This is a genomic window from Staphylococcus sp. HGB0015 (genome assembly GCF_000411275.1).
GTDB lineage: Bacteria > Bacillota > Bacilli > Staphylococcales > Staphylococcaceae > Staphylococcus > Staphylococcus schleiferi.
In genome coordinates this window covers 1,086,092-1,111,020 of sequence record NZ_KE150417.1, presented here as the reverse complement: position 1 = coordinate 1,111,020, position 24,929 = coordinate 1,086,092, and the positions used below count along the sequence as shown (strand labels likewise).

The following is a 24,929-nucleotide window of genomic DNA, read 5'->3' as shown; positions in this document are numbered from 1 at the left end:
TATTTTCAAAACTTTAACGACAATCAATGATAGGAGGAACATTATGTCAGAAATTAAAGTACGTTTTCCAGATGGAAGTGAGAAAGCTTTCGAACATGGTATAACTACAGAAGAGATAGCACAATCCATTAGTCCAGGATTGAGAAAAAAAGCGGTTGCTGGTAAATATAATCAACAGATGGTGGATTTGACTCGTCCATTAGAAGAAGATGGAACACTTGAAATCATTACACCAGGTAGTGAAGAAGCTTTGGAAGTACTAAGACATTCTACAGCGCATTTGATGGCACAAGCTTTAAAACGTTTATATGGTGACGTTAAATTTGGTGTCGGTCCTGTAATCGATGAAGGTTTTTATTATGACTTTGATATGGAAGAAAAAGTTTCGAGTGATGACTTTGAAAAAATTGAAAAAACAATGAATCAAATCATTAATGAAAATCAAAAAATCGAACGCCGTGTTGTTTCAAGAGATGAAGCTAAAGCGTTTTTTGCGAACGACCCGTACAAATTGGAATTAATAGAAGCCATTCCAGAAGATGAGTCTGTAACACTATACAGTCAAGGTGAGTTCACTGACCTTTGTCGAGGTGTCCATGTACCTTCAACATCAAAAATTAAAGCTTTCAAACTTTTATCAACTGCTGGCGCTTACTGGCGTGGTGATAGCAATAATAAAATGTTACAACGTATTTACGGTACAGCATTTTTTGATAAAAAAGACTTGAAAGCCCACTTGAAAATGTTAGAAGAACGAAAAGAACGTGATCACAGACGTATTGGTAAAGAAATGGAGTTATTTACGAATAATCCGCTTGTAGGTGCAGGTTTACCACTATGGTTACCGAATGGCGCAACTATTCGTCGTGAAATCGAACGCTATATTGTTGATAAAGAAGTAAGTCTTGGGTATGACCACGTATACACACCTGTAATGGCGAATGTTGATCTTTTTAAAACTTCAGGCCATTGGGATCATTATCAAGAAGATATGTTCCCAACAATGCAACTTGATGCAGACGAAGCGATGGTATTGAGACCTATGAACTGTCCGCATCATATGATGATTTACGCTAACAAACCACACTCATATCGTGAATTACCTATTCGTATCGCTGAGTTAGGTACAATGCATCGTTATGAAGCAAGTGGTGCTGTTTCAGGGCTCCAACGTGTTCGAGGCATGACTTTAAACGACGCACATATTTTTGTAAGACCCGATCAAATTAAAGATGAATTCAAACGCGTTGTAAAAATGATTTTAGACGTTTATGAAGATTTTGGTTTTGAAGATTATAAATTCCGTTTGAGTTATCGCGACCCTGAAGACAAAGAAAAATATTTCGATGATGACGATATGTGGAATAGAGCAGAAAAAATGTTGAAAGAAGCTGTCGATGAACTTGGTTTACCGTATGAGGAAGCGTTGGGTGAAGCGGCATTTTATGGTCCAAAACTTGATGTTCAAGTTAAAACTGCAATGGGTAAAGAGGAAACTTTATCAACAGCACAACTCGATTTCTTATTGCCAAAACGATTTGATTTAACTTACATTGGACAAGATGGAGAACAACACCAACCTGTAGTCATTCATCGTGGTGTCGTTTCAACAATGGAACGTTTTGTTGCCTTTTTAACTGAAGAAACAAAAGGAGCATTCCCAACTTGGTTAGCACCACAACAAGTTGAAATTATTCCTGTTAACAACGATTTACATTATGATTACGCACGTCAAGTTCATGATGAGTTGAAATCTCAAGGTGTGCGCGTGCATATCGACGATCGTAATGAGAAAATGGGTTATAAAATAAGAGAGGCACAAATGAAAAAAATTCCTTACCAATTAGTAGTTGGAGATAAGGAAATCGAAAACAATGAAGTCAATGTTCGTCAATATGGTTCTAAAGATCAAAAAACAGTAGAAAAAGATACATTTGTGTGGGAATTGATTGACGAAATTCGATTAAAAAAACAGAGATAATTATTGCTACTATATGAAGACTGATGTATAGTATAATCTAAATATAAATATTATTTGATTGAGTTAGAGGCGCGATTTTAAAGAGTAATCCTTGGTTTGTATTGATGATACTGACACCATAAGATGAAAGGGAAAGTCGCCGAAATGAGAAGTGATCATCAACACTTCTTGTTGGGCTAGTATTCGAAAGGAACTAGACTGTCACAACAGTGATGCGCTACCTATTAATATAAAATTAACTGAGGTTGCGTCCGGAATTTTTGATGCAATCTCTGTTTTCGTTTCTATTAAGGTCGTTTTAATTTGCGTAATTCATCTAGCGACACAAGATTTGTCTAAACCTCTAAGCAATTAGGAAAGGATTAGGAAAATGAGTAACGAAAAAAATGAAAATCAAAATACAGTCCAGCGTCATTTGAAAGATCGACATATTTCAATGATTGCTATAGGTGGAGCGATTGGTACAGGTTTGTTTATGACCTCTGGTGGTGCCATTCATGATGCAGGACCTTTAGGGGCTTTGCTTGGCTATTCCATTATTGGGATTATGGTGTTTTTCTTGATGACTTCACTTGGAGAAATGGCGACATATCTACCCGTTTCAGGTTCATTTAGTACGTATGCAACACGGTTTGTCGATCCTTCTTTAGGCTTCGCTTTAGGATGGAACTATTGGTTTAACTGGGTTATTACTGTTGCAGCAGATGTCACAATTGCTGCACAAGTCATTCAGTACTGGGCACCATTACAATTTTTACCTGCATGGGCATGGAGCTGTATCTTTATGGTCATTATTTTTGGGCTTAATGCTTTATCTGTGCAAGTTTATGGTGAAAGTGAGTATTGGTTTGCATTTATTAAAGTCGCAACTGTCATTATTTTCATTATTGTAGGTGTGCTGACTATCTTTGGTATTATGGGTGGTAAAGCCGTTGGTTTTGACACATTTACTCAAGGTGATGCTCCATTATTAGGTGATGGTGTAGGTGGAAGCTTGCTTGCTATTTTTGGTGTATTTTTAATTGCAGGTTTCTCATTTCAAGGGACAGAATTAATTGGGATTACAGCAGGTGAATCTGAAAATCCTGAACGTGCAGTACCAAAAGCGGTTAAACAAGTTTTTTGGAGAATATTATTATTTTACATTTTTGCGATTTTCATTATCGGTATGTTGATTCCTTATAACTCTCCAGCACTTATGGGTGGTGGCGATGATATTGCAACTTCACCGTTTACACTTGTATTTAAAAATGCTGGTTTAGCCTTCGCTGCTTCATTTATGAATGCTGTCATTTTAACGTCAGTATTATCTGCAGGTAATTCCGGTATGTACGCAAGTACGCGTATGCTCTATTCAATGGGTAAAGATGGTTTAGCATCAAAAGTGTTTAGTAAAACGAACAAAAATGGAACGCCAATCATTTCTATGCTTTCTACTGCTGCTATCGTTATTTTGATCTTTACAGTACAACATCTTAGCGGTAACGCTTATGAATATATCGTTGCTGCCAGTGGTCTAACAGGCTTTATTGCATGGGTCGGTATTGCAATCAGTCATTACCGATTTAGAAAAGCTTTCCACGCACAAAACTACGATATCGATCAATTAAAATATAAAGCGAAGTTATACCCATTTGGTCCAATTCTTGCTGGTGTTCTTTGTACCATTGTCATTATTGGACAGGACGTTGATTTAATTCAAGGTGGCGGCTTTGATCTCAACCGTTTCTTAATTACGTACATGGGTATTCCGGTATTCTTAATCTTTTTCTTTTATCATAAACTGAAATATAAAACGAAACTAATTCCAGTAAAAGAAGTTAACTTAGATAAAAATGTTGAAACAATTGAAAAAAACTTCCAAAAAAACATTGACTAAAGTTTAATACGTTGGTATGATTGTATCTGTTGAATACGAAACGGACCAAGTAGAAGCTTCCCGCTTCTCACCTGTAGCGACGCAAAAAGCTGTTGGCAGGTTAACGATTAAACATGTGAAGTATGTTCATGTTAACGTGAAGAGCGGGGGTGACGCACCCTCGCTTTTTTTCGTGCTTGGACCATTCGTAAATTTTTTGGAGGTGTCAACCATAGCTAAGGATCAAACGCAAGTTAATGAAAAGATTCGCGCAAAAGAATTACGTGTCATCGGTCAAAATGGTGATCAAATTGGTGTAAAATCTAAAAATGAAGCATTGGAGATGGCAGATCGACTTGGTTTAGATGTCGTAATTGTCGCTCCAAACGCTAAGCCACCTGTTGCTCGTATTATGGATTACGGTAAATACAAATTCGAGCAACAGAAAAAAGAAAAAGAAATGAAAAAGAAACAAAAAGTCATCAATGTTAAAGAAATACGTCTTAGCCCGACTATTGAAGATCATGATTTCAATACAAAGCTTAAAAACGGACGTAAATTTTTAACTAAAGGTGATAAAGTTAAAGTTTCAATTCGTTTCAGAGGGCGTGCAATTACACATAAAGAAATTGGCCAACGCGTTTTAGAAAAATATGCTGAAGCGTGTAAAGACCTTGCTACAATAGAGCAAAAGCCTAAAATGGAAGGTCGCCAAATGTTCCTTATGTTAGCCCCAATTAATGAAAAATAAAAAGTGATTATAGGAGGAAAACATCATGCCTAAAATGAAAACCCACCGCGGAGCTGCGAAACGTGTAAAAAGAACAGGATCTGGTCAACTTAAACGTTCTAGAGCTTATACGTCTCACTTATTCGCAAACAAATCTACAAAGCAAAAACGTAAATTGCGTAAAGCTTCTTTAGTTTCAAAAAGTGATGCAAAACGCGTTAAACAATTATTAACATACGTAAAATAATATTTAATAAAGAATAAAAGATTGAGATGAGGTATGACAGAGCATACCCTAGAGACAAAAGGAGGAATTTATTATGCCACGTGTTAAAGGTGGAACGGTAACAAGAGCGCGTCGTAAAAAGACAATCAAATTAGCTAAAGGTTACTTCGGTGCGAAAAGCACATTATATAAAGTTGCAAAACAACAAGTTATGAAATCAGGTCAATATGCATTCCGTGACCGTCGTCAAAGAAAACGTGATTTCCGTAAATTATGGATTACACGTATCAATGCTGCTGCACGTCAACATGATATGAGCTACTCTCGTTTAATGAACGGTTTAAAACAAGCGGGTATCGACATTAACCGTAAAATGTTATCAGAAATCGCAATTTCTGATGAAAAAGCATTTGCTGAATTAGTGAACCAAGCTAAAGCAGCTTTAAAATAATTATATTTAGAAGCGTTAGCGTCTAAATCGCAAACTCTCTTCAAAGTAGATACTGCTTAAGTAACCACTTTGAAGAGAGTCTTTTTATTTAAGGCTTTACCATTTTTTATAAATTTTGTTACGATATATAAAAAACATAAAGGAGTTAATCATGTCAAAATTTGATGAGCAAATTACTGTTGTGCCTCGTATACGACTATTTAATAATGAAGAAAATGCCTTTAATGGTTTTTTACCTCGTACGGATAACAAAGGTCAGTCTATTTATCAAACGCTAGCCGATTATGAAGTGAAAAGACGCGGTGATATGGAAGAAGACCCTTCATTCAAGCAATTAATTAGTTATTGTCTATTAGAAAATGAAAACGGTGAAATTTTAGTTTATGAAAGATTAGAAGGCGGCGGCGAAGCGCGTTTACACGGCAGTGCTTCAATTGGTGTTGGTGGCCATATGAACGATGTGCCTGATGCACACAATATCGAAGAAGTCATTAAAATCAATGCGAGCCGTGAGCTTGAAGAAGAAGTTGGTTTAACCGTTGATGATAGTAAGGAACTTAACTTTATCGGTTTTATTAACGATGATAATAATGAAGTTGGCCGTGTACACTTAGGTGTTGTTTTTAAAGTGCATGTAAAGCAAGAAGAAGTAGAAGTGCAAGAAACAGACACTTTAAAAATAGAATGGCAATCACTAGAGAACATTCAAGATTTATCTATATTTGAATCATGGAGTGCACTGATTTTAGAAAAAATGAAATAGGTGAATGCAATGTCTGACATTATTCCTTTTCCAAAAATGAAGAACAAACTTATGAAGGATATCGATGAGGCAATGAAGCAAGCACAATACGAACGTGCTTATGATGCTTTCAATGCATATGAACGCCATTTCGAGTTGTCGCCAGAACTTGCTTTAATGAAGTGTGAAGTGCTATGGCAACTCGAAGCTTATTTAGAGCTAAAAGAAGAATCTAACATTTTAATGGTGCAAGGTTTTCAGCCTTATGACACGTTGATGATTTATTACATTAAAAGTTTATTTGCATTAGGACATTATCATTCGGTAGTTGAGATGATTACACAAGTGATTGATGAAGTGCGCGAACATGAGACAAGGCTCATTTTATTGCCGATTAAAGATCAAGCACAATCCAAATTAGACGAACGACAAGATTATATGGCACACCGTTTGCAAAATTTCACTTATTTGGATCAAAGTGAACAAACAAAACTGCTTTTAAGTTTAATCGATGATAGCGCATATCAATTTCAGTCAACGATAGCCTATCTCTTGCAAAATGAAACCTTGCCAATGAATATACAAAGTTTAATGCTTGAATATTTACGTTTTGCTCGTTACAATCAATGCGTTCAAGTGGAAAAACCATTTTGCAATTTGAAAGTAAAGCCAAGTGAACTGAGCGGCATTGAACAAACGACATTCAAAACTGAGCTTTTGCCCCGCATCATACATCGTTTAGAATCAGAAATGCCATCCTTTGTTCACGAAGCCTATGTTCACGAAGCCTATGTTCACCTTCATACGCATAATATCGCGTTATATCCGGTTGATATTTTGGAAGAGGCGTCCATAGATACATGGATTGAGGGCTATATGAACTATTTTAAAGCGTTAATGGGTTTCGAATATGAAACAGATGGCGCGACAACTGCAATATTTAACTTGATAAAATCGTTAAATACATAGGTATCATTATTTCAAACACTGACAACCTATGCTATAATAAAGAAGTTGAAAAATTTTAAAAATGAAAAATCATGGAGGTTTTTATACATGACAGCAACTTGGGAAAAAAAAGAAGGTAATCAAGGGTTACTACAAGTAACTGTACCTGCAGAAGAAGTAGATAAAGCGTTAGATCAAGCGTTCAAAAAAGTAGTTAAACAAATCAATGTACCTGGTTTCCGCAAAGGTAAAGTACCACGCCAAATTTTCGAACAACGTTTTGGTGTAGAAGCACTTTATCAAGATGCCGTTGATATCTTGTTACCAAAAGCATACAGTGAGGCTGTAGTAGAAGCAGATATCAATCCAGTTGATCAACCTGAAATTGAAGTAACACAAATCGAAAAAGGTAAACCATTTACTTTCGATGCTACTGTTACAGTAGAACCTGAAGTTCAATTAGGTGATTACAAAGGATTAGAAATCACAAAACAAGAAACTGAATTAACTGATGAAGAGCTTGAACAAACAATTGAACAACGCTTAGAAGCTATGGCTGATATGGTTATTAAAGAAGACGGTCAAGTTGAAGAAGGCGATACAGTTAACTTAGACTTTGATGGTTATGTAGACGGCGAACAATTTGAAGGTGGCCAAGCAGATGGTTACGACTTAGAAATCGGTTCAGGTATGTTTATCCCAGGTTTCGAAGAACAACTTGTTGGTTTGAAAGTAGGAGAAGAAAAAGAAGTTGAAGTGACATTCCCTGAAGAATATCACGCAGAAGAATTAGCGGGTAAACCAGCTACATTTAAAACAAAAATTAATGAAATCAAAACTAAAGAAGTGCCTGAGTTAGACGACGAGTTAGCAAATGAACTTGATTCTGAAGCTGATAACGTTGAACAATACAAAGAAAACTTACGTAAACAATTAACTGAACAAAAAGAAACAGATGCTGAAAACTTACAAAAAGAAGAAGCAATTACAATAGCAACTGACAATGCTACAGTAGATATTCCTGAAGCAATGATTAAAACAGAAGAAGATCGTATGGTTCAAGAATTTGCGCAACGTTTACAACAACAAGGTCTTAACCTAGAAACTTATTTCCAAATTTCTGGTCAATCTGAAGAAGACTTACGTGGTCAAATGAAAGACGATGCAGAACAACGTGTAAAAACTAACTTAACTTTAGCAGCAATCGCTGAAGCTGAAAATATCGAAGTTTCTGAAGAAGATGTTGATAAAGAATTACAAACTATGAGTGAACAATTCAACATTTCAGTAGAAGACATCAAAAACACTTTAGGTAATACTGACATCGTTAAAAATGATGTACGTGTGAAAAAAGTAATTGATTTATTAGTTGATGAAGCGAAATTAGTTGAAGCAAAAGAAGATAACGAAGCAAGCGAAGAAGCTTAATTAAAGTATGTTGAGTGATACGATGGTTAGATCGAACATTCACTCAATGTTGGCTAGCTCAACTGTAATAAATTGACCCTTGAGGGGGTGGGATATTGAATTCTTGAACTCAAAGTTTTCTATAATCCCACTCTCATTTTCGTTTATTGGCTATTTCAAATTCGATAAGATGCATAGTCAATATAAGAATCAACGATTAGAATTTCAATTGATATGAAAGAACTAAGGGAATTGTATATAATAAAGTAGTAAGCATCACTTGTTAATGGTTTCTTGCTATTTACAAAACACATTACAGTTAAGGCTAAGAAGTTAATGACTAGTCCAATAATGCAACGTAATGCAAATAACTTGAAAGAAACTATATTTGCGTAATAGAATGCATTCTAGTATAGTCGTTAAAGAACAGGGGTGTAATAAAGTATGTTTAAATTCAATGAAGATGAAGAAAACTTAAAATGTTCTTTCTGTGGTAAAGATCAGGATCAAGTTAAAAAGTTAGTCGCAGGGAGCGGTGTCTATATTTGTAATGAATGTATCGAACTCTGCTCTGAAATCGTTGAAGAAGAATTAAGTCAACAAGATACAGAAGAATTGACAGAACTACCCACACCAAAAGAAATCATGGAGCAATTGAATAATTATGTCATCGGCCAAGAAAAAGCTAAAAAATCTTTAGCTGTCGCAGTTTATAATCATTATAAACGTGTTCAACAATTAGGACCTAAAGATGACGATGTAGAATTACAAAAAAGTAATGTCGCTTTAATTGGGCCTACAGGTAGCGGTAAAACATTGTTAGCACAAACTTTGGCTCGTACATTAAATGTACCGTTCGCTATTGCAGATGCCACAAGTTTGACAGAAGCTGGATATGTAGGTGAAGATGTTGAAAACATTTTGTTACGTTTAATACAAGCAGCTGATTTCGATATTGATAAAGCTGAAAAAGGTATTATTTATGTCGATGAAATTGATAAAATCGCACGTAAATCTGAGAATACGTCTATTACACGTGACGTTTCTGGTGAAGGTGTTCAACAGGCATTACTCAAAATCTTGGAAGGTACAACTGCAAGCGTGCCGCCACAAGGTGGACGTAAGCATCCGAACCAAGAGTTTATCCAAATCGACACAACAAATATTCTCTTTATTTTAGGTGGCGCATTTGATGGTATTAACGAAGTCATTAAACGCCGCTTAGGTGAAAAGGTTATCGGTTTCGCAAGTAATGAAGTTTCAAATTATGATGAAGCAAGTTTACTCGAACAAATTCGACCAGAAGATTTACAAACTTATGGCTTAATTCCTGAGTTTATTGGTCGTGTACCTATTGTTGCCAACCTTGAAACATTAGATGTCGAAGCGCTTAAAAATATTTTAACGCAACCTAAAAATGCACTTGTTAAACAGTATACAAAAATGCTTGAATTAGATGGTGTTTCATTAGAGTTTACTGAAGAAGCATTAGCAGCAATAAGTGAAAAAGCAATTGAACGTAAAACAGGTGCACGTGGTCTACGTTCTATTATTGAAGAAGCGTTGATTGATATCATGTATGATATTCCTTCAACTGAAGATGTCGTGAAGGTTGTTATTACTAAAGAAACAATTGTTAATGAAACTGAGCCAGAACTCTATGATTCTGAAGGTAATCTCGTTAACGTGACAAAAACTTCTGCATAAATCAAAGGGAAACTTAAGAGGATAATGGCATAAAAGAATGCTCGAAAGATAACTCTTCTATCAGTTTGCGTATGTTTTTTGTCTATTGTTACAAAGCTGAGTCTCATAATCAAATGGATTATGTCTCAGCTTTTTTTATAATAAAAATAAAAGAGGTGAAATTAAAATGAATATTAATCCAAACCATGTCGATATATTAATAAGTGCAGTAAAGCCAGAACAATATCCCGACCTCGGTTTGCCTGAAGTCGCACTAAGCGGACGCTCTAACGTAGGTAAATCGACATTTATCAATAGTATGATTGGACGCAAAAATATGGCGAGAACTTCACAACAGCCAGGAAAAACGCAAACACTCAACTTTTTCAATATTGATGAGCAATTAATTTTTGTCGATGTGCCGGGTTACGGGTATGCCAAAGTAAGTAAAAAACAACGTGAAGCATTTGGTAAAATGATAGAAACTTATATCACAACACGAGAACAGTTAAAACTCGTGATACAACTTGTTGACCTTCGTCATCCGCCGACAGAAGATGATGTGCTCATGTATGATTTTTTAAAGTATTATGACATCCCAACATTAATCATTGCGACTAAAGAAGATAAAATTCCAAAAGGCAAAGTCCAAAAGCATATTAAAATCATTAAAGAAAAGCTAGAGTTAGAAAAAGGGGATCAAATTATTAGTTATTCTTCAATTGAGAAAAAGAAGCAAGACTTAATTTGGTCTACAATTCAAGAATTTTTAGAAGCATAAAGACGATTTCGAAGTACATATGTTATTTTATTAAAGCATGTCAATACACATACGGACAGCATAAGATGAGGTTTTACAACGAAAGCATTTTATCATTCTTTTCTCATCCTAAGACACGCGTTCTTTAATAAATTTTTAAATTATCATATTAAAGTGTCTTTTTTTAATTAGAATGAATCTAATCTATGTTATAATGTAGTTATTGTAGATTATATGGGGGCATAAACATGTATTTAATAGCAGTAAGTGTAAATCATCGAACAGCTGATGTTACATGTCGTGAGAAGCTAGCATTTAAAGAAGAAAATATGCTTAGCGTCCACGAATCACTGTTTGAAACAAAGTCTATATTAGAAAACGTGATATTATCAACTTGTAATCGCACAGAAGTCTATGCTGTAGTCGATCAAATTCATACGGGCCGTTATTACATTCAAAGATTTTTGGCGAGACAATTTAGTTTTGAAGTAGATGAGATTAAAGCCATTTCTGAGGTTAAAACAGAAAATGAGGCTATTGAACATCTATTTAAAGTTGCTTCTGGGTTAGATTCTATTGTGCTTGGAGAAACTCAGATACTAGGTCAAATCAGAGATGCTTTCTTTACAGCTCAAAAAGCAGGAACTACGGGCACTATATTTAATGAGTTGTTTAAGCAAGCGATCACTTTTAGTAAAAAGGCACACCATGAAACAGATATCGCAGACAACACAATCAGCGTGTCATACGGTGCTGTGGAACTAGCGAAAAAGATGTTCGGTAAACTTAATAAAAAGCATGCGTTAGTGATTGGTGCTGGTGAAATGGCAGAATTGTCATTACTTAATTTAAAAGGTGCTGGCGTAAGTGAGATTACGATAATTAATCGTACATTATCACGTGCAAAATCATTAGCAGATCAATACGGGGTTCATTATGCTGAATGGGATGCGTTAGGTGATTTTCTTGTGAAATCAGATATCGTCATTAGTTCTACAAGTTCTGAACAATTTATTATTACGCAAGACATGTTAGAAATGTGTCAAGCTGTGGCGAAAACAGCTCAAAAAGTACTCATTGATATTGCTGTTCCGAGAGATATCGAACCATTTGAAGCAAATGATACAGAGTTGTTTATTTACGATGTTGATGATTTAAAAGGTCTCGTTGACGCCAATTTACGTGAACGTCGTAAAGCGGCAGACCAAATCCTAGCGCGTATACCGTCTGAAATTGAAAAACATAACGAATGGGTGAGAATGTTAGGCGTTGTCCCTGTTATTCGTGCTTTACGAGAAAAAGCAATGTTAATTCAACAAGAGACGATGGAGAGCATCGATCGTAAGTTACCTAATATGTCTGAACGTGATCGTAAAGTTGTTTCTAAACATACGAAAAGTATTATTAATCAAATGTTGAAAGACCCAATCAAGCAAGCCAAAGAAATAAGTGACGATCGAAACGCAGATGCTAAGCTTCAATTATTTAAAGAAATTTTTGATTTAGAAGTTGAAGCGGATTATAAATCTCAAGCTATTGAGAAAAAAAGAACACTTTTAAGAGAGAGATTACTTAATTTTGAAACTTAACAAGCGGTGATGCTATGGAAGAGGCCTTTTTTATACGGTTTCATGAAATAATATTATTGATTTATTTAGTGAGCATGATTTGTTTAATTATAGACGTGTTCCAAAAAAATTATCGTGTGCAAAATATTGGTTTTTATGCATTAGGGATTGTTTGGTTTTGTCAAACAGTCTCTTTAACTATGTTTATTACGTGGCAAAAACAATTGCCGTTAACATCTCTAGTGGAGAGTTTTTATGTTTTAACGTGGTTAATACTGACAGTTACCTTTGTCATGTCAGTGATGCGACAATCTGACTTTATGATTGCATTTTTAAATGTAATTGGCTTTATCTTTATGACTATTTATACGTTTCATCCACAACAATTTAAAATGGGTGGAACGCGACTCACAGTTATGAATGAGCTCCTTGTTTTCCATATATCACTCGCTTTACTAAGCTATGTGATTTTTGCAGTTGCATTTGTAAATGCAATCATCTATTTGATTCAATATCGCAATTTAAAACAAAAGCGATTTAATCAAAATTATTTTCGAATGAGCAGTATCGGGACACTCGAAAAAATTGTATTTTACAGTTCTCTTGTTGGCACAATCATTATGTTTATAAGCTTGTTATTAGGAATATTATGGGGAATGAATTCAATCGGCTTCCATATTTTCGCCGATTTGAAAGTCATTTCATCATTAATTATTTTTGTAGCTTATTCTATATTTATTGCTTTACGAATCACACATCGATTTAAGCAATACTTTTTAATTCAGTTGAACATTATGTTATTTTTATGCTGTATGTTTAACTTGATTGTGGTCACTCAATTATCAACGTTCCATCAATGGACGGGTGTGTAACGAATTTTTATTGGAGGAAAACTTAATGCGTAAACTTATTGTCGGTTCAAGAAGAAGCCAACTTGCGCTTACCCAAAGTCAACAGTTTATTGATCGTTTAAAAGCAATTGAACCTGATTTGGATATTGAAATTAAGGAAATTGTAACTAAAGGCGATCAAATAGTCGATAGACAATTATCGAAAGTAGGCGGAAAAGGCTTATTTGTAAAAGAAATTCAAAATGAATTATTTAATCATCAAATCGACTTTGCGATACATTCGTTAAAAGATGTACCTAGTGAATTACCTGAAGGGCTTACATTAGGGTGTATCCCAGATCGAGAGAACCCTTTTGATGCCTATATCGCTAAAAATCATGTGCCACTCAATGCGTTGCCTGATGGGAGTATCGTTGGTACAAGTTCACTACGACGTGGTGCACAAATTTTAGCGAAATACCCAAAACTCGAGATTAAATGGATACGAGGTAATATCGATACGCGATTAAAGAAACTCCATTCAGAGGATTATGATGCGATAATCTTAGCTGCAGCAGGTTTAAAACGAATGGGTTGGTCTGACGATATCGTTACGTCTTACCTTGATAAAGGACAACTTGTTCCAGCGATTGGTCAAGGTGCACTGGGTATAGAGTGTCGTTCAGACGATTATGAATTATTGGCGTTGCTTGCTAAGGTACATAATCAAGATGTGGCTGACTGTGTTGCTGCAGAACGTACATTCTTGAAGGAGATGAATGGAAGTTGCCAAGTCCCTATTGGCGGCTATGCCTATAAAGATGACAATCAACGTATCCATTTTACAGGTCTGATTATGTCACCAGATGGTACGCAACGCTTTGAGCACACTGAAATGGGAGACCAACCTGTTGAATTGGGGAATAAAGTGAGTCAAGCATTAAAAGCGCAAGGTGCGGATCAAATTATAGCAGCTTTAAACGAAGAATAAAGAAGGTGTATAAAATGAAGCCAGTCATAGTGATGACACAAACAAAGCCGTATGTTGATGAACGTGTTGAGATACAACATTTACCATTTGTAGAGATACAAACTTTATCTTTTGATACGCGCCTGTTAGATACGCACTACGACTGGCTCATTTTGACTTCTCAAAATGCTGTTCGATATTTTCTACCTTATATGAAGCAATTAAATTATCGCCATCTTGCAGTCATCGGACAAAAAACAAAAGCATTTTGTGAATCTAATCAGTTAGATGTTCATTTTTACCCATCTGACTATTCTCAAGAAGGCTTTTTAAAAGAATTTTCGGTAGATAGTGAACTTCAAATTCTTTTGCCGTCCAGCAAGTTAGCGCGACCGTTGCTGCAACAAACGCTTGAAATGAGAGGTTGTCAAGTTCATAAAATTGATCTTTATCAACCACATCCGGTACAACAGAATATTGATGAGGCTTATAATCGTATTCAAAAAAATGCTGTTGATGCAGTGACATTTGCAAGTGCTTCAGCTGTAAATGCTTTTTTTCAGCAGTACCAGCCTCGTCATTTTGACCAATACTTTGCTATAGGCAAACAAACCGCTAATGCAATCAAAAACTATGGCAACAATTGTTATACTGCTCAAATCCAAACTTTAGAATCAATTGTGGATAAAATAATAGAAATGAGGGTTTTATAATGGAATTTGATAGACATAGACGTTTAAGATCATCACGTACAATGCGTGATATGGTAAGAGAAACACATCTAAGAAAAGAAGATTTAATATATCCTATTTTTGTTGTCGAAAAAGATGATGTTAAAACAGAAATTAAATCTTTACCTGGCGTTTATCAAATTAGTTTGAATTTATTGCATGAAGAAATTCAAGCTGCATACGATTTAGGAATTCGTGCAATCATGTTTTTCGGCATCCCTAATGAAAAAGATAGTTGTGGTACAGGGGCTTATGTAGAAGATGGTGTTATACAAAAAGCGACACGAATTGCAAAATCAATGTATAAAGACTTATTAATACTTGCAGATACTTGTCTATGTGAGTATACGGATCATGGCCACTGCGGTTTAATTGACCCTCATACACACGATGTAGACAATGATAAAACTTTACCTTTATTAGTGAAAACTGCGATTTCTCAAGTAGAAGCAGGCGCTGATATTATTGCACCAAGCAATATGATGGATGGTTTTGTAATTGCTATACGTGAAGGGCTCGATGAAGCCGGATACCAAAATATACCAATTATGAGTTATGGCATTAAATATGCATCTAGCTTTTTCGGTCCATTTAGAGATGCTGCAGAATCAGCGCCTTCTTTTGGAGATAGAAAGACATATCAAATGGATCCTGCCAACCGCTTAGAGGCACTTCGAGAATTGGAATCTGACCTTAAAGAAGGTGCCGATATGATGATTGTTAAACCCGCACTGAGCTATTTAGATATTATTCGAGATGTTAGAAATCATAGCAACGTTCCAATTGTGGCATACAATGTAAGTGGTGAGTACAGTATGACAAAGGCAGCAGCTTTGAATGGTTGGATTGATGAAGAAAAAGTCGTTATGGAACAAATGATTTCTATGAAGCGTGCAGGTGCTGATATGATTATCACTTATTTCGCTAAAGATATCTGTCAATATTTAGATAAGGAATAAAAGGAGGTCACATCATGCGTTATAATGAATCCATTAAAGCTTTTGAAAAAGCAGAAAAACTCATGCCAGGCGGTGTGAATAGTCCAGTTCGTGCTTTTAAATCTGTAGATACACCCGCTATTTTTATGGATCACGGTGAAGGAAGCCGTATTTATGATATAGACGGAAATGAATATATTGATTACGTTTTAAGTTGGGGACCATTAATTTTAGGTCATCGCGACCCAAAAGTCATTGAAGAAATCCATAAAGTCGTTGATCGTGGAACAAGTTTCGGCGCTTCGACATTAGAAGAAAATCGTCTTGCTGAACTGGTGATTGAACGTGTACCATCAATTGAAAAAGTTCGCATGGTTTCTTCTGGTACAGAAGCAACGTTAGATACATTGCGACTTGCACGTGGATATACAGGTAAAAATAAAATTATCAAGTTTGAAGGTAATTATCATGGACATAGTGATTCTCTGTTAATCAAAGCAGGATCTGGTGTAGCCACACTTGGCTTGCCTGATTCTCCTGGGGTGCCTGAAGGGACAGCTAAAAATACAATTACCGTTCCGTATAATGATCTAGATGCAGTACGCTATGCTTTTGAACAATTTGGTGATGATATTGCGGCAGTTATCGTAGAACCTGTATCAGGTAATATGGGCGTAGTGCCACCTATTAACAATTTCTTGCAAGGCTTACGTGACATTACACAAGAAAATGATGCATTGCTTATTTTTGATGAAGTCATGACAGGCTTTAGAGTAGGTTACAATTGTGCGCAAGGTTATTTTGATGTCATACCTGATTTAACATGTTTAGGTAAGGTCATCGGTGGTGGCTTACCTGTTGGTGCATTTGGTGGTCGTAAAGAGATTATGGATCATATCGCGCCAAGTGGTGATATTTACCAAGCAGGGACACTCTCAGGAAACCCTCTAGCAATGACAAGTGGTTACATGACATTAAGCCAATTGACACCAGAAAGTTATGACTACTTTAATCAATTAGGTGATATGTTAGAAGACGGGCTTAAAAAAATCTTTAATCGCTATGGTATTCCATTAACTGTCAACCGAGCAGGTTCAATGATAGGGTTTTTCTTAAATGAAGGTCCTGTTACGAATTTTAAAGAAGCAAATGCTTCAGATCATGAATTATTCCGCGTTCTTTATCGTGAGCTTGCAGTACAAGGTATCTTTTTACCTCCGTCACAATTTGAAGGTATGTTTTTGTCAACGGCTCATACAAAAGATGATATTCAACAAACTTTAGAAGCATTTGATACAGCTCTAGAGCGAATTACAAAAGCAACACAATAAATATTTGACTATTTTACACAACTAAAAGTACTATAATGAATAAAATGCCAATTTTATTGTTTATAATTATTAAAAACAAAAGTGCTGTAAATGATAGGAGGGACCATGACACGAAAACACCACATTAATAGTTTCATTGTACTTGGACTCTCAATCATTTTTGGCCTTATATTATTACGACTTCATTTAATACTGCCATGGATGTTCGGACCGATACTTGCCAGTTTATTTGTGATTAAAGTTTTGAAGTTAGAAGTGAATTGGCCACAATGGCTAAGTGAACTTGGTCTTATCATGTTGGGCGTTCAAATTGGAACATCTTTTACAAAAAATGTAATCGATGATATTAAAAATGATTGGTTTTCAATTATATTAGTGAGCGTCTTGTTACTTGTATTATCTCTTATTGTTTCTATCGGCTTTAGAAAAATTGCAAGGGTCAATAGAGAAACAGCTTTATTAAGTGTCATACCAGGCGCATTAAGTCAGATGCTTGTGATGGCCGAAGAAAATAAGCGCGCAGATATACTTGTTGTGAGCCTGACGCAAACGTCCCGTATTATATTTGTTGTTATTTTAGTTCCGTTTATCTCATATTTCTTTAAAGATGCAGACGGTAGTCAAACCGAAATGCAACATATGCATCTATTAACTGAAGTTTTAACTTTCAAGGACATTTTAATCATTGGGCTAGGTATTTGTGTCGTTTACATTTTGATGAAATGGATTCACTTTCCAACCAAAATGTTACTTGCGCCAATTTTAGTGCTCATTGTTTGGAATATGGTAACCGAACGCACTTTTACGCTTGATGCGCCAATTATTGCAGGTGCTCAAATTATCTATATGATTCGTGTAGGTATTCAAATCGCGCATTTAACTGAGCAACTTAAGGGCAGAATTGCAGTCGCAATTGCTTATCAAAATATTTTACTTATATTTGGTACACTTTTAATGGTCATTTTGATTCATTTATTTAATCCAGCGTCGATTAATAATCTATTTTTAAGTGCAGCACCTGGAGGTATGAGTCAAATTGTATTGGTCGCATTAGATACCGGTGGAGATGTCGCTATGATTTCGAGCTATCATATTTTCCGTATATTCTTCATACTCTTTCTGATTGCACCATTAATTAGCCTTATTTTTAAATATCAAGATCGGAAAAATAAAAGAAATACGTCTTAATGTAAAATAATTCATTTTGATTCATTTAAAAGGGACAGCAATCAAACGTTTTAACGTGACTGCTATCCCTTTTTTGTATTTTATTGGGTATTGTATTCATACATGTGTTAACGATTTGGACAAGAAATCAAATGACTATTATAAAGACCCGCAGCTTCCATAAATGAAAATGCAGTTATAGGACCGATAAATTGAAACCCGTATTGTTTCAGTGACTTTGACAATTTCTTGGCTGTATCGTTCACTGTAATTCGCGCTTCAACGGTTTTGTATTGAAAATCAATGGGTGCACCATCGACAAATGACCATATAAAATGACTAAAGCTTTCATAGTCTTTTTCAATTTCAATATAACCTTTGGCTTGAGAAACAATGGCTTCCAACTTTTTGCGATGATGTATAATATTAGGGAATGTCATCAATTGATCGATATCTGATGATGTCATTTGTGCAATTTTATATGGATCAAACTGATAAAATGCTGATTTGTAAGCATCTTTCTTTTTGAGTATCGTTAGCCAAGATAAACCAGCATGTTGGGATTCTAATGCCAGAAGTTCAAATAGCGCACGAGAATCATATAATGGCTTTCCCCAAAAATGATCATGATAATCGATATATACTGGATCTTGACTACCGAATGCACAGGGATTCACGTTTTTATACCTCCTTGTATTGACTTCATTGTCGTTTCAGTATACTATAAGAATTAAATTAATAGTAGAATTTGGGAAGAGTAGATGGTTGTCTTTTTTTAGAGAGTGTACGTTTGCTGAGAGTACATAAAAGGCGTTATTGAAGGTAGCCCACGTTGAACTTTAGCTGAAAGTAAAGTAGGTTAAAGCGTGTTATGAGCGTTAATCGTAAGAGTGCAATAGTGCGAATGCATTATTGAATTTAGGTGGTACCGCGGAACATCCGTCCTATGATGAGGACAGGATGTTTTTTTATTTGAAGGAGGATTCTTATGGAAATGAAACCAAAATATAATCCGCAAGAAGTTGAGGCGGGTCGATATCAAAAATGGGTAGAACAAGAGTTATTCAAACCTAAACAAAATTCAGATCAACCCACATATACAATTGTTATTCCACCGCCGAATGTAACTGGAAAATTACATTTAGGGCATGCTTGGGATACAACATTGCAAGATATTTTAACGCGTATGAAACGAATGCAAGGTTATGAAACACTTTATTTACCTGGTATGGATCATGCTGGTATTGCGACACAAGCAAAAGTTGAAGCAAAAATGCGAGAAGAAGGCATTTCGAGACATGATATTGGTAGAGAAAAGTTTTTAGAAAAAGCATGGGATTGGAAAGAAGAATATGCCGATTTTATTCGTCAACAATGGGCTAAACTCGGACTTGGCTTAGATTATTCAAGAGAAAGATTCACACTCGACTCTGGTTTAAGTCAAGCAGTACGTAAAGTATTTGTTGATATGTATAAAAAAGGATTAATTTACCGTGGTGAACGTATCATTAACTGGGATCCTGTAGCGAAAACAGCACTATCTGATATTGAAGTCATTCACGAAGATGTTAACGGCAAATTCTATCATTTTAAATATCCGTTTGCGGATGGCGAAGGGTATATTGAAATTGCAACGACACGTCCAGAAACGATGCTAGGTGATACTGCAATTGTTGTACATCCGGAAGATGCGCGTTACAAAGAAGTTATCGGTAAAAATGTTATTTTACCAATTGTTGGCCGTGAGATTCCTGTTTTAGCTGATGAATATGTTGACCAAGAATTTGGAAGCGGGGCAATGAAAGTGACACCTGCACATGATCCAAATGACTTTGAAATTGGCAATCGTCATGACTTAGAACGTATTGTCGTTATGGATGAATCTGGATGCATGAATCAAGAAGCAGGGAAATACGCTGGTCTAGATCGCTTTGAATGTCGTAAACAACTCGTTAAAGATTTGTTAGATCAAGGACTTGTAATTAAAATCGATGATCACGTTCATTCAGTTGGACATTCTGAACGTACGGGTGCTGTTGTTGAACCTTATTTATCGACACAATGGTTCGTTAAAATGGCACCGTTAGCAGAACAAGCTTTGAATAACCAAAAAACAGATGGACGTATCGAATTTGTTCCTGCACGATTTGAAAAAACTTTTAACCGTTGGATGGAAGAAATAAGAGATTGGACTATTTCTCGTCAACTTTGGTGGGGACATCAAATACCTGCTTGGTATCACAATGAAACAGGTGAGATTTATGTTGGTGAAAATGAGCCTGAAGACATTGAAAATTGGACACAAGATGAAGATGTATTAGATACTTGGTTTTCTAGTGCATTATGGCCTTTTTCTACACTTGGATGGCCTGATGAAACAGCTGAAGATTACCAAAGATTTTATCCAACACAAGTGCTAGTAACAGGCTATGATATTATTTTCTTCTGGGTAGCACGTATGATTTTCCAAGGTTTAGAGTTTACAGGTGAAAAGCCATTTAGTGATGTGTTATTACATGGGTTAGTACGCGCAGAAGACGGACGTAAAATGAGTAAATCTCTAGGTAATGGTGTTGACCCTATGGATGTCATTGATCAATATGGTGCAGACAGTCTTCGTTATTTCTTAGCCACAGGATCTTCACCGGGGCATGATTTACGCTATTCAACTGAAAAAGTAGAGTCAGTTTGGAATTTTATTAACAAGATATGGAATGCTGCTCGATTTAGCTTAATGAATATTGGTGAAACATTCCGTTTTGAAGATATCGATTTATCTCAAAATCTATCAGTAGCAGATCAGTGGATTTTGACACGTTTAAATGAAACGATTGAAACAGTGACGCAATTAAGTGATAAATACGAGTTTGGCGAAGTTGGCCGTGTATTGTATAATTTTATTTGGGATGAGTTTTGTGACTGGTATATTGAAATGAGTAAAATACCAATGAACGGTGACGATGAAGCACAGAAAAACGTAACACGCTCAGTGTTAAGTTATACTTTAGACCGCATGATGCGCCTATTGCATCCATTCATGCCATTCGTAACGGAACATATTTGGCAAAACTTGCCGCATGAAGGCGAGTCTATTGTGACAAGTGCGTGGCCAACAGTTAATGATGCGTTTAATTTCGAAGAGAGTAAAGATGTAATGGAACAATTAGTTGAAATTATTAAATCTGTACGTCAGTCTCGTTTAGAAGTAAACACACCATTATCAAAAGAAATTCCGATTAAAATCAAAGCGAAAAATGAAAAAATTCAACAGTTGTTGTTAGCAAACCAACACTATTTAGAACGCTTCTGTAATCCGAGTGAACTTGAGATTGCCACTCAAATCGAAATTCCTGATAAAGCAATGACATCTGTTGTTGCAGCTGGTGAAGTCATTTTACCAATTGAAGGTTTAATTGATATGGATAAAGAATTAGAGCGTTTGGAAAAAGACCTAGAAAAATGGCAAAAAGAATTAGATCGTGTCAATAAAAAACTAGCAAATGAAAACTTTGTTAAAAAAGCACCAGAAAAAATTATTAATGAAGAGAAAGAGAAACAAGTCAAATACCAAGAAAAATATGATGGTGTTAAAGCTAGAATTGAACAATTAAAGGCGTAGGAGTCTTAGTTATGAATTATCTAGACAGTTTATATTGGATACATGAAAGAACTAAATTCGGTATTAAGCCTGGCGTAAAACGCATGGAATGGATGCTCGAAAGACTGGGAAACCCTCAACGCCGTATTAACGCCATTCATATTGGTGGGACTAATGGTAAAGGCTCTACTGTAGCATACATGCGTGAAGCATTAATGAAAAACGATTACCAAGTGGGTACATTTACGTCGCCTTATATAGAGACTTTCAATGAACGAATTAGTTTAAATGGTGTGCCCATTACGAACGATGAAATTGTAGCATTAGTTGAACGTGTTAAACCTGTGAGTGAAGCGATGGACAAAGAAACGGATTTGGGAGTAGCAACTGAATTCGAAATTATTACAACGATGATGTATTTATATTTCGGAGCAGTGCACCCTGTCGACTTTGTTATTGTGGAAGCAGGCTTAGGTGTTAAAAATGATTCTACAAATGTTATCCAACCGCTTATTAGTATTTTAACGAGTATTGGTTTAGATCACACCGATATTCTTGGACAAACGTATCTTGACATTGCTAAAGACAAATCTGCAATCATAAAAGCCAACACCCCAATTGTTTATGCGATTAAAAACGAAGAGGCTTTAAAGCTTTTTCGCGATACAGCAGAGAGATTGAATGCAAAAGCTTTAGAATTTGACCGTGATATTTTAATTAAGTCTGAAGGGGATGAATTTACTTATCGCTATAAAGACTATGAATTAGAAAATCTAGCGCTTCATATGTTAGGGGAACATCAAAAAGAAAATGCCTCACTCGTCATCACAGCTTTGATAGAATTGTATGAGCAAAATGTCATCCATTTAGATTTCAACAAAATGATTGATGGTATTGAGCAAGCTTATTGGACAGGTCGCATTGAGCAAGTTTCAGAAGAACCACTCATCATTATTGACGGTGCACACAATAAAGAAAGTGTGGACGCATTGATCGATACGATTGAAAAATATTATGATTTAGAAAAAGTAGATGTGTTATTTGCTGCCATTGAAGGTAAGCCCATCCATCATATGCTCGACGCTTTTCAAAATATTGCTAAGCATATTTATGTTACAGGGTTTGATTTTCCAAAAGCTTTACCGAAACAAACATTATATGATGAAGTTGAGTTCGGTAACAAATCAATCGTGGATGACTTTGTCGCATTTATTCGCGAATATAAAGGCGAAGCATTACTTATTACGGGTAGCCTTTATTTCATTAGTGAAATTAAATCTAAAATTGCATTTAATGCATAAAAATAAGCCATTTCATAGCAGGTTAATGTGTATTACCTGTTTATGAAATGGTTTTTTTAATTTGCATAGCTTTGGTACGCGATATGTCATTTTTGCAAATTTGACCCTTGAAATGATGAAACGCTATAATGATGACACTCAAATGTTGACGCCTAGAGTTGACACGTTTCGTAAATTCTTAGATACGAGGTGCTTACTTGCAGTATTGCGCGCTATTTTTTGTTGGTTGTATTGCTATGAGTTTTTTACTTCAATTTGCCGAACATCCTGACCTGAAGATAAAGCATTTAGTTAAAAGGTCACGATGCAAGTATTGCTTTCATCAACTTCAATTGACAGATCTTATACCGATAGTTAGCTTCGTGCTTTTCAGTGGACGTTGCCGCTATTGTAGCAAGCCAATTCCTAAATCACTTTTAATTGGAGAATTATTGGGAGGGACATTACTAGTCTATCCTACGATTTTACCTGTTTATGTATCAACTGAAATATTTTATGCGGTTGGATTGATGCTTTTAACAATAGGGGTGATTGATATCTGTAGCATGATTGTCCAACATCGCTTTTTAGTTTTACTTTTTGTTCTCCTGCTTTATTTTCCGCATCACCTCTATGTTGATTTACAACATGCTATTTTATTTTTATCACTCTTTTTTATAGGCCTCATTCAAAACCATTTAATTGGATTTGGTGATATAAAATTATGTCTTGTGATGATTTTCTTCTTTCCAATGCCTTTTTTATTTTTGTTTTTAGAAATGATTTTTCCAATCGGATGTCTCTTTTACTTGCTCTTACGATTATTAAAATCAAAAATGACACATTGCATACCACTAGTCCCTTCTATATTTGTATCATTTATATTGACCACCTCGTTTTATCCTCACTTAATTAACTTTTACGGAGGTATTCTATGACCAGAATACGTGATTTATCAATTGATGAAAAACCTAAAGAACGTTTAATACAATTTGGTAGTCAAGCATTATCTAACACTGAACTACTAGCAATTTTTATTAATACAGGGAGCAGGGGCCATTCTAGTATAGATATTGCTTCTAATATGTTGTCTCAATGCCAATCACTGTCACAAATCAAAAATTTATCTTTAGCAGAATTGGAATCATTTGAAGGGATTGGAAGAAATAAAGCCGTTACACTTTTATCTGTATTTGAAATATGCCAGCGGTTAGCGCGAGAAAAAACACGCACACTGTCGGAGCCCATACACACACCACAACAAATAGCGGAACGTTTTTATCCCAAGTTTAATGGGTGTCATCAAGAGCATTTTGTTCTTATTATATTAAATACAAAACATCAAATTATTCACGAGCAAACTTTGTTTATCGGTACATTAAATAGTGCGGTCATTCATCCTAGAGAAATTTTTAAAACAGCATTAAAATGGTCGGCGCATGCCATTATTGTACTGCATAATCATCCTTCCGGAGATGTTACGCCATCTAAAGCAGATATTGAAACGACTAAAAGACTGATTGTATGTGGAGAAGCGATGGGTATTGATGTACTTGATCACATCATTGTAGGGGATAGCAACTATGTATCTATTCTGAGTGAGATTGACTTATAAAAACAAAGGCTGTACATTTTATATGGTGGTTATGTGTCTATAATAATTAAGTCGCAAACTTCCGATTGCTTCTTCGAGTCTCGCTTTCCCAGGCGCCTTACCTCAACTAATT

General features: G+C 35.6%; 22 protein-coding genes, 1 riboswitch and 2 other annotated features. Of the genes, 21 read left to right on the top strand and 1 reads right to left on the bottom strand.

Going from position 1 to position 24,929, the window contains the following annotated elements; all coding sequences use genetic code 11:
• Positions 1–43: 43 nt before the first annotated feature.
• From thrS to HMPREF1208_RS05095, 17 genes are all read left to right on the top strand, one after another.
• Entirely contained in the window at positions 44–1,981 is a 1,938-nt protein-coding gene (gene thrS, locus HMPREF1208_RS05175; RefSeq protein WP_016425306.1) for a threonine--tRNA ligase, read from the top strand.
• Positions 1,982–2,037: 56 nt separating this feature from the next.
• Positions 2,038–2,209, top strand: a riboswitch (Lysine riboswitch).
• Between the two features lie 142 nt (positions 2,210–2,351).
• Positions 2,352–3,860 (top strand): amino acid permease, encoded by a 1,509-nt coding sequence (locus HMPREF1208_RS05170; protein WP_016425305.1) that lies wholly within the window; start codon positions 2,352–2,354, stop codon positions 3,858–3,860.
• A 41-nt stretch (positions 3,861–3,901) separates the two neighbouring features.
• Positions 3,902–4,038, top strand: a sequence feature (ribosomal protein L20 leader region).
• A 24-nt stretch (positions 4,039–4,062) separates the two neighbouring features.
• Positions 4,063–4,590, top strand: a complete 528-nt coding sequence (gene infC, locus HMPREF1208_RS05165; RefSeq protein WP_081635164.1) for a translation initiation factor IF-3 — start codon at positions 4,063–4,065, stop codon at positions 4,588–4,590.
• Between the two features lie 25 nt (positions 4,591–4,615).
• Entirely contained in the window at positions 4,616–4,816 is a 201-nt protein-coding gene (gene rpmI, locus HMPREF1208_RS05160) for a 50S ribosomal protein L35 (RefSeq protein ID WP_016425303.1), read from the top strand.
• 73 nt (positions 4,817–4,889) lie between these two features.
• The gene (gene rplT / locus HMPREF1208_RS05155; RefSeq protein WP_016425302.1) at positions 4,890–5,246 is read left to right on the top strand and encodes a 50S ribosomal protein L20; all 357 of its coding nucleotides are present in this window, start codon (positions 4,890–4,892) and stop codon (positions 5,244–5,246) included.
• Between the two features lie 151 nt (positions 5,247–5,397).
• Positions 5,398–6,009, top strand: a complete 612-nt coding sequence (locus HMPREF1208_RS05150) for an NUDIX domain-containing protein (protein WP_016425301.1) — start codon at positions 5,398–5,400, stop codon at positions 6,007–6,009.
• Between the two features lie 9 nt (positions 6,010–6,018).
• Entirely contained in the window at positions 6,019–6,957 is a 939-nt protein-coding gene (locus HMPREF1208_RS05145) for a hypothetical protein (protein WP_016425300.1), read from the top strand.
• An 87-nt stretch (positions 6,958–7,044) separates the two neighbouring features.
• Positions 7,045–8,364, top strand: a complete 1,320-nt coding sequence (gene tig, locus HMPREF1208_RS05140) for a trigger factor (RefSeq protein WP_016425299.1) — start codon at positions 7,045–7,047, stop codon at positions 8,362–8,364.
• Between the two features lie 423 nt (positions 8,365–8,787).
• Positions 8,788–10,050, top strand: a complete 1,263-nt coding sequence (gene clpX, locus HMPREF1208_RS05135) for an ATP-dependent Clp protease ATP-binding subunit ClpX (protein WP_016425298.1) — start codon at positions 8,788–8,790, stop codon at positions 10,048–10,050.
• A 166-nt stretch (positions 10,051–10,216) separates the two neighbouring features.
• Complete coding sequence (gene yihA / locus HMPREF1208_RS05130) at positions 10,217–10,810, top strand: ribosome biogenesis GTP-binding protein YihA/YsxC (protein WP_016425297.1); 594 nt, start codon at positions 10,217–10,219, stop codon at positions 10,808–10,810.
• 227 nt (positions 10,811–11,037) lie between these two features.
• Positions 11,038–12,378, top strand: coding sequence for a glutamyl-tRNA reductase (hemA, locus tag HMPREF1208_RS05125; protein ID WP_016425296.1), 1,341 nt, complete (start codon positions 11,038–11,040; stop codon positions 12,376–12,378).
• Positions 12,379–12,392: 14 nt separating this feature from the next.
• The gene (locus tag HMPREF1208_RS05120) at positions 12,393–13,229 is read left to right on the top strand and encodes a cytochrome C assembly family protein (protein WP_016425295.1); all 837 of its coding nucleotides are present in this window, start codon (positions 12,393–12,395) and stop codon (positions 13,227–13,229) included.
• A gap of 25 nt (positions 13,230–13,254) precedes the next feature.
• Positions 13,255–14,178, top strand: coding sequence for a hydroxymethylbilane synthase (gene hemC, locus HMPREF1208_RS05115; protein ID WP_016425294.1), 924 nt, complete (start codon positions 13,255–13,257; stop codon positions 14,176–14,178).
• A gap of 14 nt (positions 14,179–14,192) precedes the next feature.
• Positions 14,193–14,870, top strand: a complete 678-nt coding sequence (locus tag HMPREF1208_RS05110; RefSeq protein WP_016425293.1) for a uroporphyrinogen-III synthase — start codon at positions 14,193–14,195, stop codon at positions 14,868–14,870.
• Positions 14,870–15,847, top strand: coding sequence for a porphobilinogen synthase (gene hemB / locus HMPREF1208_RS05105; RefSeq protein ID WP_016425292.1), 978 nt, complete (start codon positions 14,870–14,872; stop codon positions 15,845–15,847). Before HMPREF1208_RS05110 ends, hemB begins: the two co-directional genes overlap by 1 nt.
• Before the next feature lie 14 nt (positions 15,848–15,861).
• Positions 15,862–17,157 carry a glutamate-1-semialdehyde 2,1-aminomutase gene (hemL, locus tag HMPREF1208_RS05100; protein WP_016425291.1) on the top strand — a complete coding sequence of 432 codons (1,296 nt, stop codon included), beginning with the start codon at positions 15,862–15,864 and terminating at the stop codon, positions 17,155–17,157.
• Positions 17,158–17,262: 105 nt separating this feature from the next.
• On the top strand, positions 17,263–18,345 hold the full coding sequence (locus tag HMPREF1208_RS05095; RefSeq protein ID WP_016425290.1) for an AbrB family transcriptional regulator: 1,083 nt from the start codon (positions 17,263–17,265) through the stop codon (positions 18,343–18,345).
• Between the two features lie 107 nt (positions 18,346–18,452).
• Here the strand turns inward: HMPREF1208_RS05095 and HMPREF1208_RS05090 are convergent, their stop codons facing one another.
• Positions 18,453–19,001: a DNA-3-methyladenine glycosylase I gene (locus HMPREF1208_RS05090; protein WP_016425289.1), complete on the bottom strand. Its 549-nt coding sequence runs from the start codon at positions 18,999–19,001 to the stop codon at positions 18,453–18,455.
• 58 nt (positions 19,002–19,059) lie between these two features.
• Positions 19,060–19,274: a binding site (T-box leader), on the top strand.
• Between the two features lie 38 nt (positions 19,275–19,312).
• On the opposite strand from HMPREF1208_RS05090, the gene HMPREF1208_RS05085 reads away from it, so the two are divergent.
• The 4 genes from HMPREF1208_RS05085 (at position 19,313) to radC (ending at position 24,817) form a co-directional block, all read left to right on the top strand.
• Complete coding sequence (locus HMPREF1208_RS05085) at positions 19,313–21,943, top strand: valine--tRNA ligase (RefSeq protein WP_016425288.1); 2,631 nt, start codon at positions 19,313–19,315, stop codon at positions 21,941–21,943.
• An 11-nt stretch (positions 21,944–21,954) separates the two neighbouring features.
• Positions 21,955–23,223, top strand: coding sequence for a bifunctional folylpolyglutamate synthase/dihydrofolate synthase (locus HMPREF1208_RS05080; protein ID WP_016425287.1), 1,269 nt, complete (start codon positions 21,955–21,957; stop codon positions 23,221–23,223).
• 197 nt (positions 23,224–23,420) lie between these two features.
• Positions 23,421–24,140 carry a prepilin peptidase gene (locus tag HMPREF1208_RS05075; RefSeq protein WP_016425286.1) on the top strand — a complete coding sequence of 240 codons (720 nt, stop codon included), beginning with the start codon at positions 23,421–23,423 and terminating at the stop codon, positions 24,138–24,140.
• Positions 24,137–24,817: a RadC family protein gene (gene radC / locus HMPREF1208_RS05070; protein WP_016425285.1), complete on the top strand. Its 681-nt coding sequence runs from the start codon at positions 24,137–24,139 to the stop codon at positions 24,815–24,817. The genes HMPREF1208_RS05075 and radC overlap by 4 nt, the downstream gene beginning before the upstream one ends.
• The last annotated feature ends 112 nt before the right edge of the window (positions 24,818–24,929 follow it).

Excerpts from the sequence above, each read along its gene's own strand:
- HMPREF1208_RS05085 (WP_016425288.1), top strand. The coding sequence starts at position 19,313 with ATGGAAATGAAACCAAAATATAATCCGCAAGAAGTTGAGGCGGGTCGA.
- yihA (WP_016425297.1), top strand. The coding sequence starts at position 10,217 with ATGAATATTAATCCAAACCATGTCGATATATTAATAAGTGCAGTAAAG.
- clpX (WP_016425298.1), top strand. The coding sequence starts at position 8,788 with ATGTTTAAATTCAATGAAGATGAAGAAAACTTAAAATGTTCTTTCTGT.
- HMPREF1208_RS05120 (WP_016425295.1), top strand. The coding sequence starts at position 12,393 with ATGGAAGAGGCCTTTTTTATACGGTTTCATGAAATAATATTATTGATT.
- hemB (WP_016425292.1), top strand. The coding sequence starts at position 14,870 with ATGGAATTTGATAGACATAGACGTTTAAGATCATCACGTACAATGCGT.
- HMPREF1208_RS05095 (WP_016425290.1), top strand. The coding sequence starts at position 17,263 with ATGACACGAAAACACCACATTAATAGTTTCATTGTACTTGGACTCTCA.
- HMPREF1208_RS05145 (WP_016425300.1), top strand. The coding sequence starts at position 6,019 with ATGTCTGACATTATTCCTTTTCCAAAAATGAAGAACAAACTTATGAAG.
- rplT (WP_016425302.1), top strand. The coding sequence starts at position 4,890 with ATGCCACGTGTTAAAGGTGGAACGGTAACAAGAGCGCGTCGTAAAAAG.
- HMPREF1208_RS05170 (WP_016425305.1), top strand. The coding sequence starts at position 2,352 with ATGAGTAACGAAAAAAATGAAAATCAAAATACAGTCCAGCGTCATTTG.
- rpmI (WP_016425303.1), top strand. The coding sequence starts at position 4,616 with ATGCCTAAAATGAAAACCCACCGCGGAGCTGCGAAACGTGTAAAAAGA.
- tig (WP_016425299.1), top strand. The coding sequence starts at position 7,045 with ATGACAGCAACTTGGGAAAAAAAAGAAGGTAATCAAGGGTTACTACAA.
- HMPREF1208_RS05110 (WP_016425293.1), top strand. The coding sequence starts at position 14,193 with ATGAAGCCAGTCATAGTGATGACACAAACAAAGCCGTATGTTGATGAA.
- thrS (WP_016425306.1), top strand. The coding sequence starts at position 44 with ATGTCAGAAATTAAAGTACGTTTTCCAGATGGAAGTGAGAAAGCTTTC.
- radC (WP_016425285.1), top strand. The coding sequence starts at position 24,137 with ATGACCAGAATACGTGATTTATCAATTGATGAAAAACCTAAAGAACGT.
- hemA (WP_016425296.1), top strand. The coding sequence starts at position 11,038 with ATGTATTTAATAGCAGTAAGTGTAAATCATCGAACAGCTGATGTTACA.
- HMPREF1208_RS05080 (WP_016425287.1), top strand. The coding sequence starts at position 21,955 with ATGAATTATCTAGACAGTTTATATTGGATACATGAAAGAACTAAATTC.
- hemC (WP_016425294.1), top strand. The coding sequence starts at position 13,255 with ATGCGTAAACTTATTGTCGGTTCAAGAAGAAGCCAACTTGCGCTTACC.
- hemL (WP_016425291.1), top strand. The coding sequence starts at position 15,862 with ATGCGTTATAATGAATCCATTAAAGCTTTTGAAAAAGCAGAAAAACTC.
- HMPREF1208_RS05150 (WP_016425301.1), top strand. The coding sequence starts at position 5,398 with ATGTCAAAATTTGATGAGCAAATTACTGTTGTGCCTCGTATACGACTA.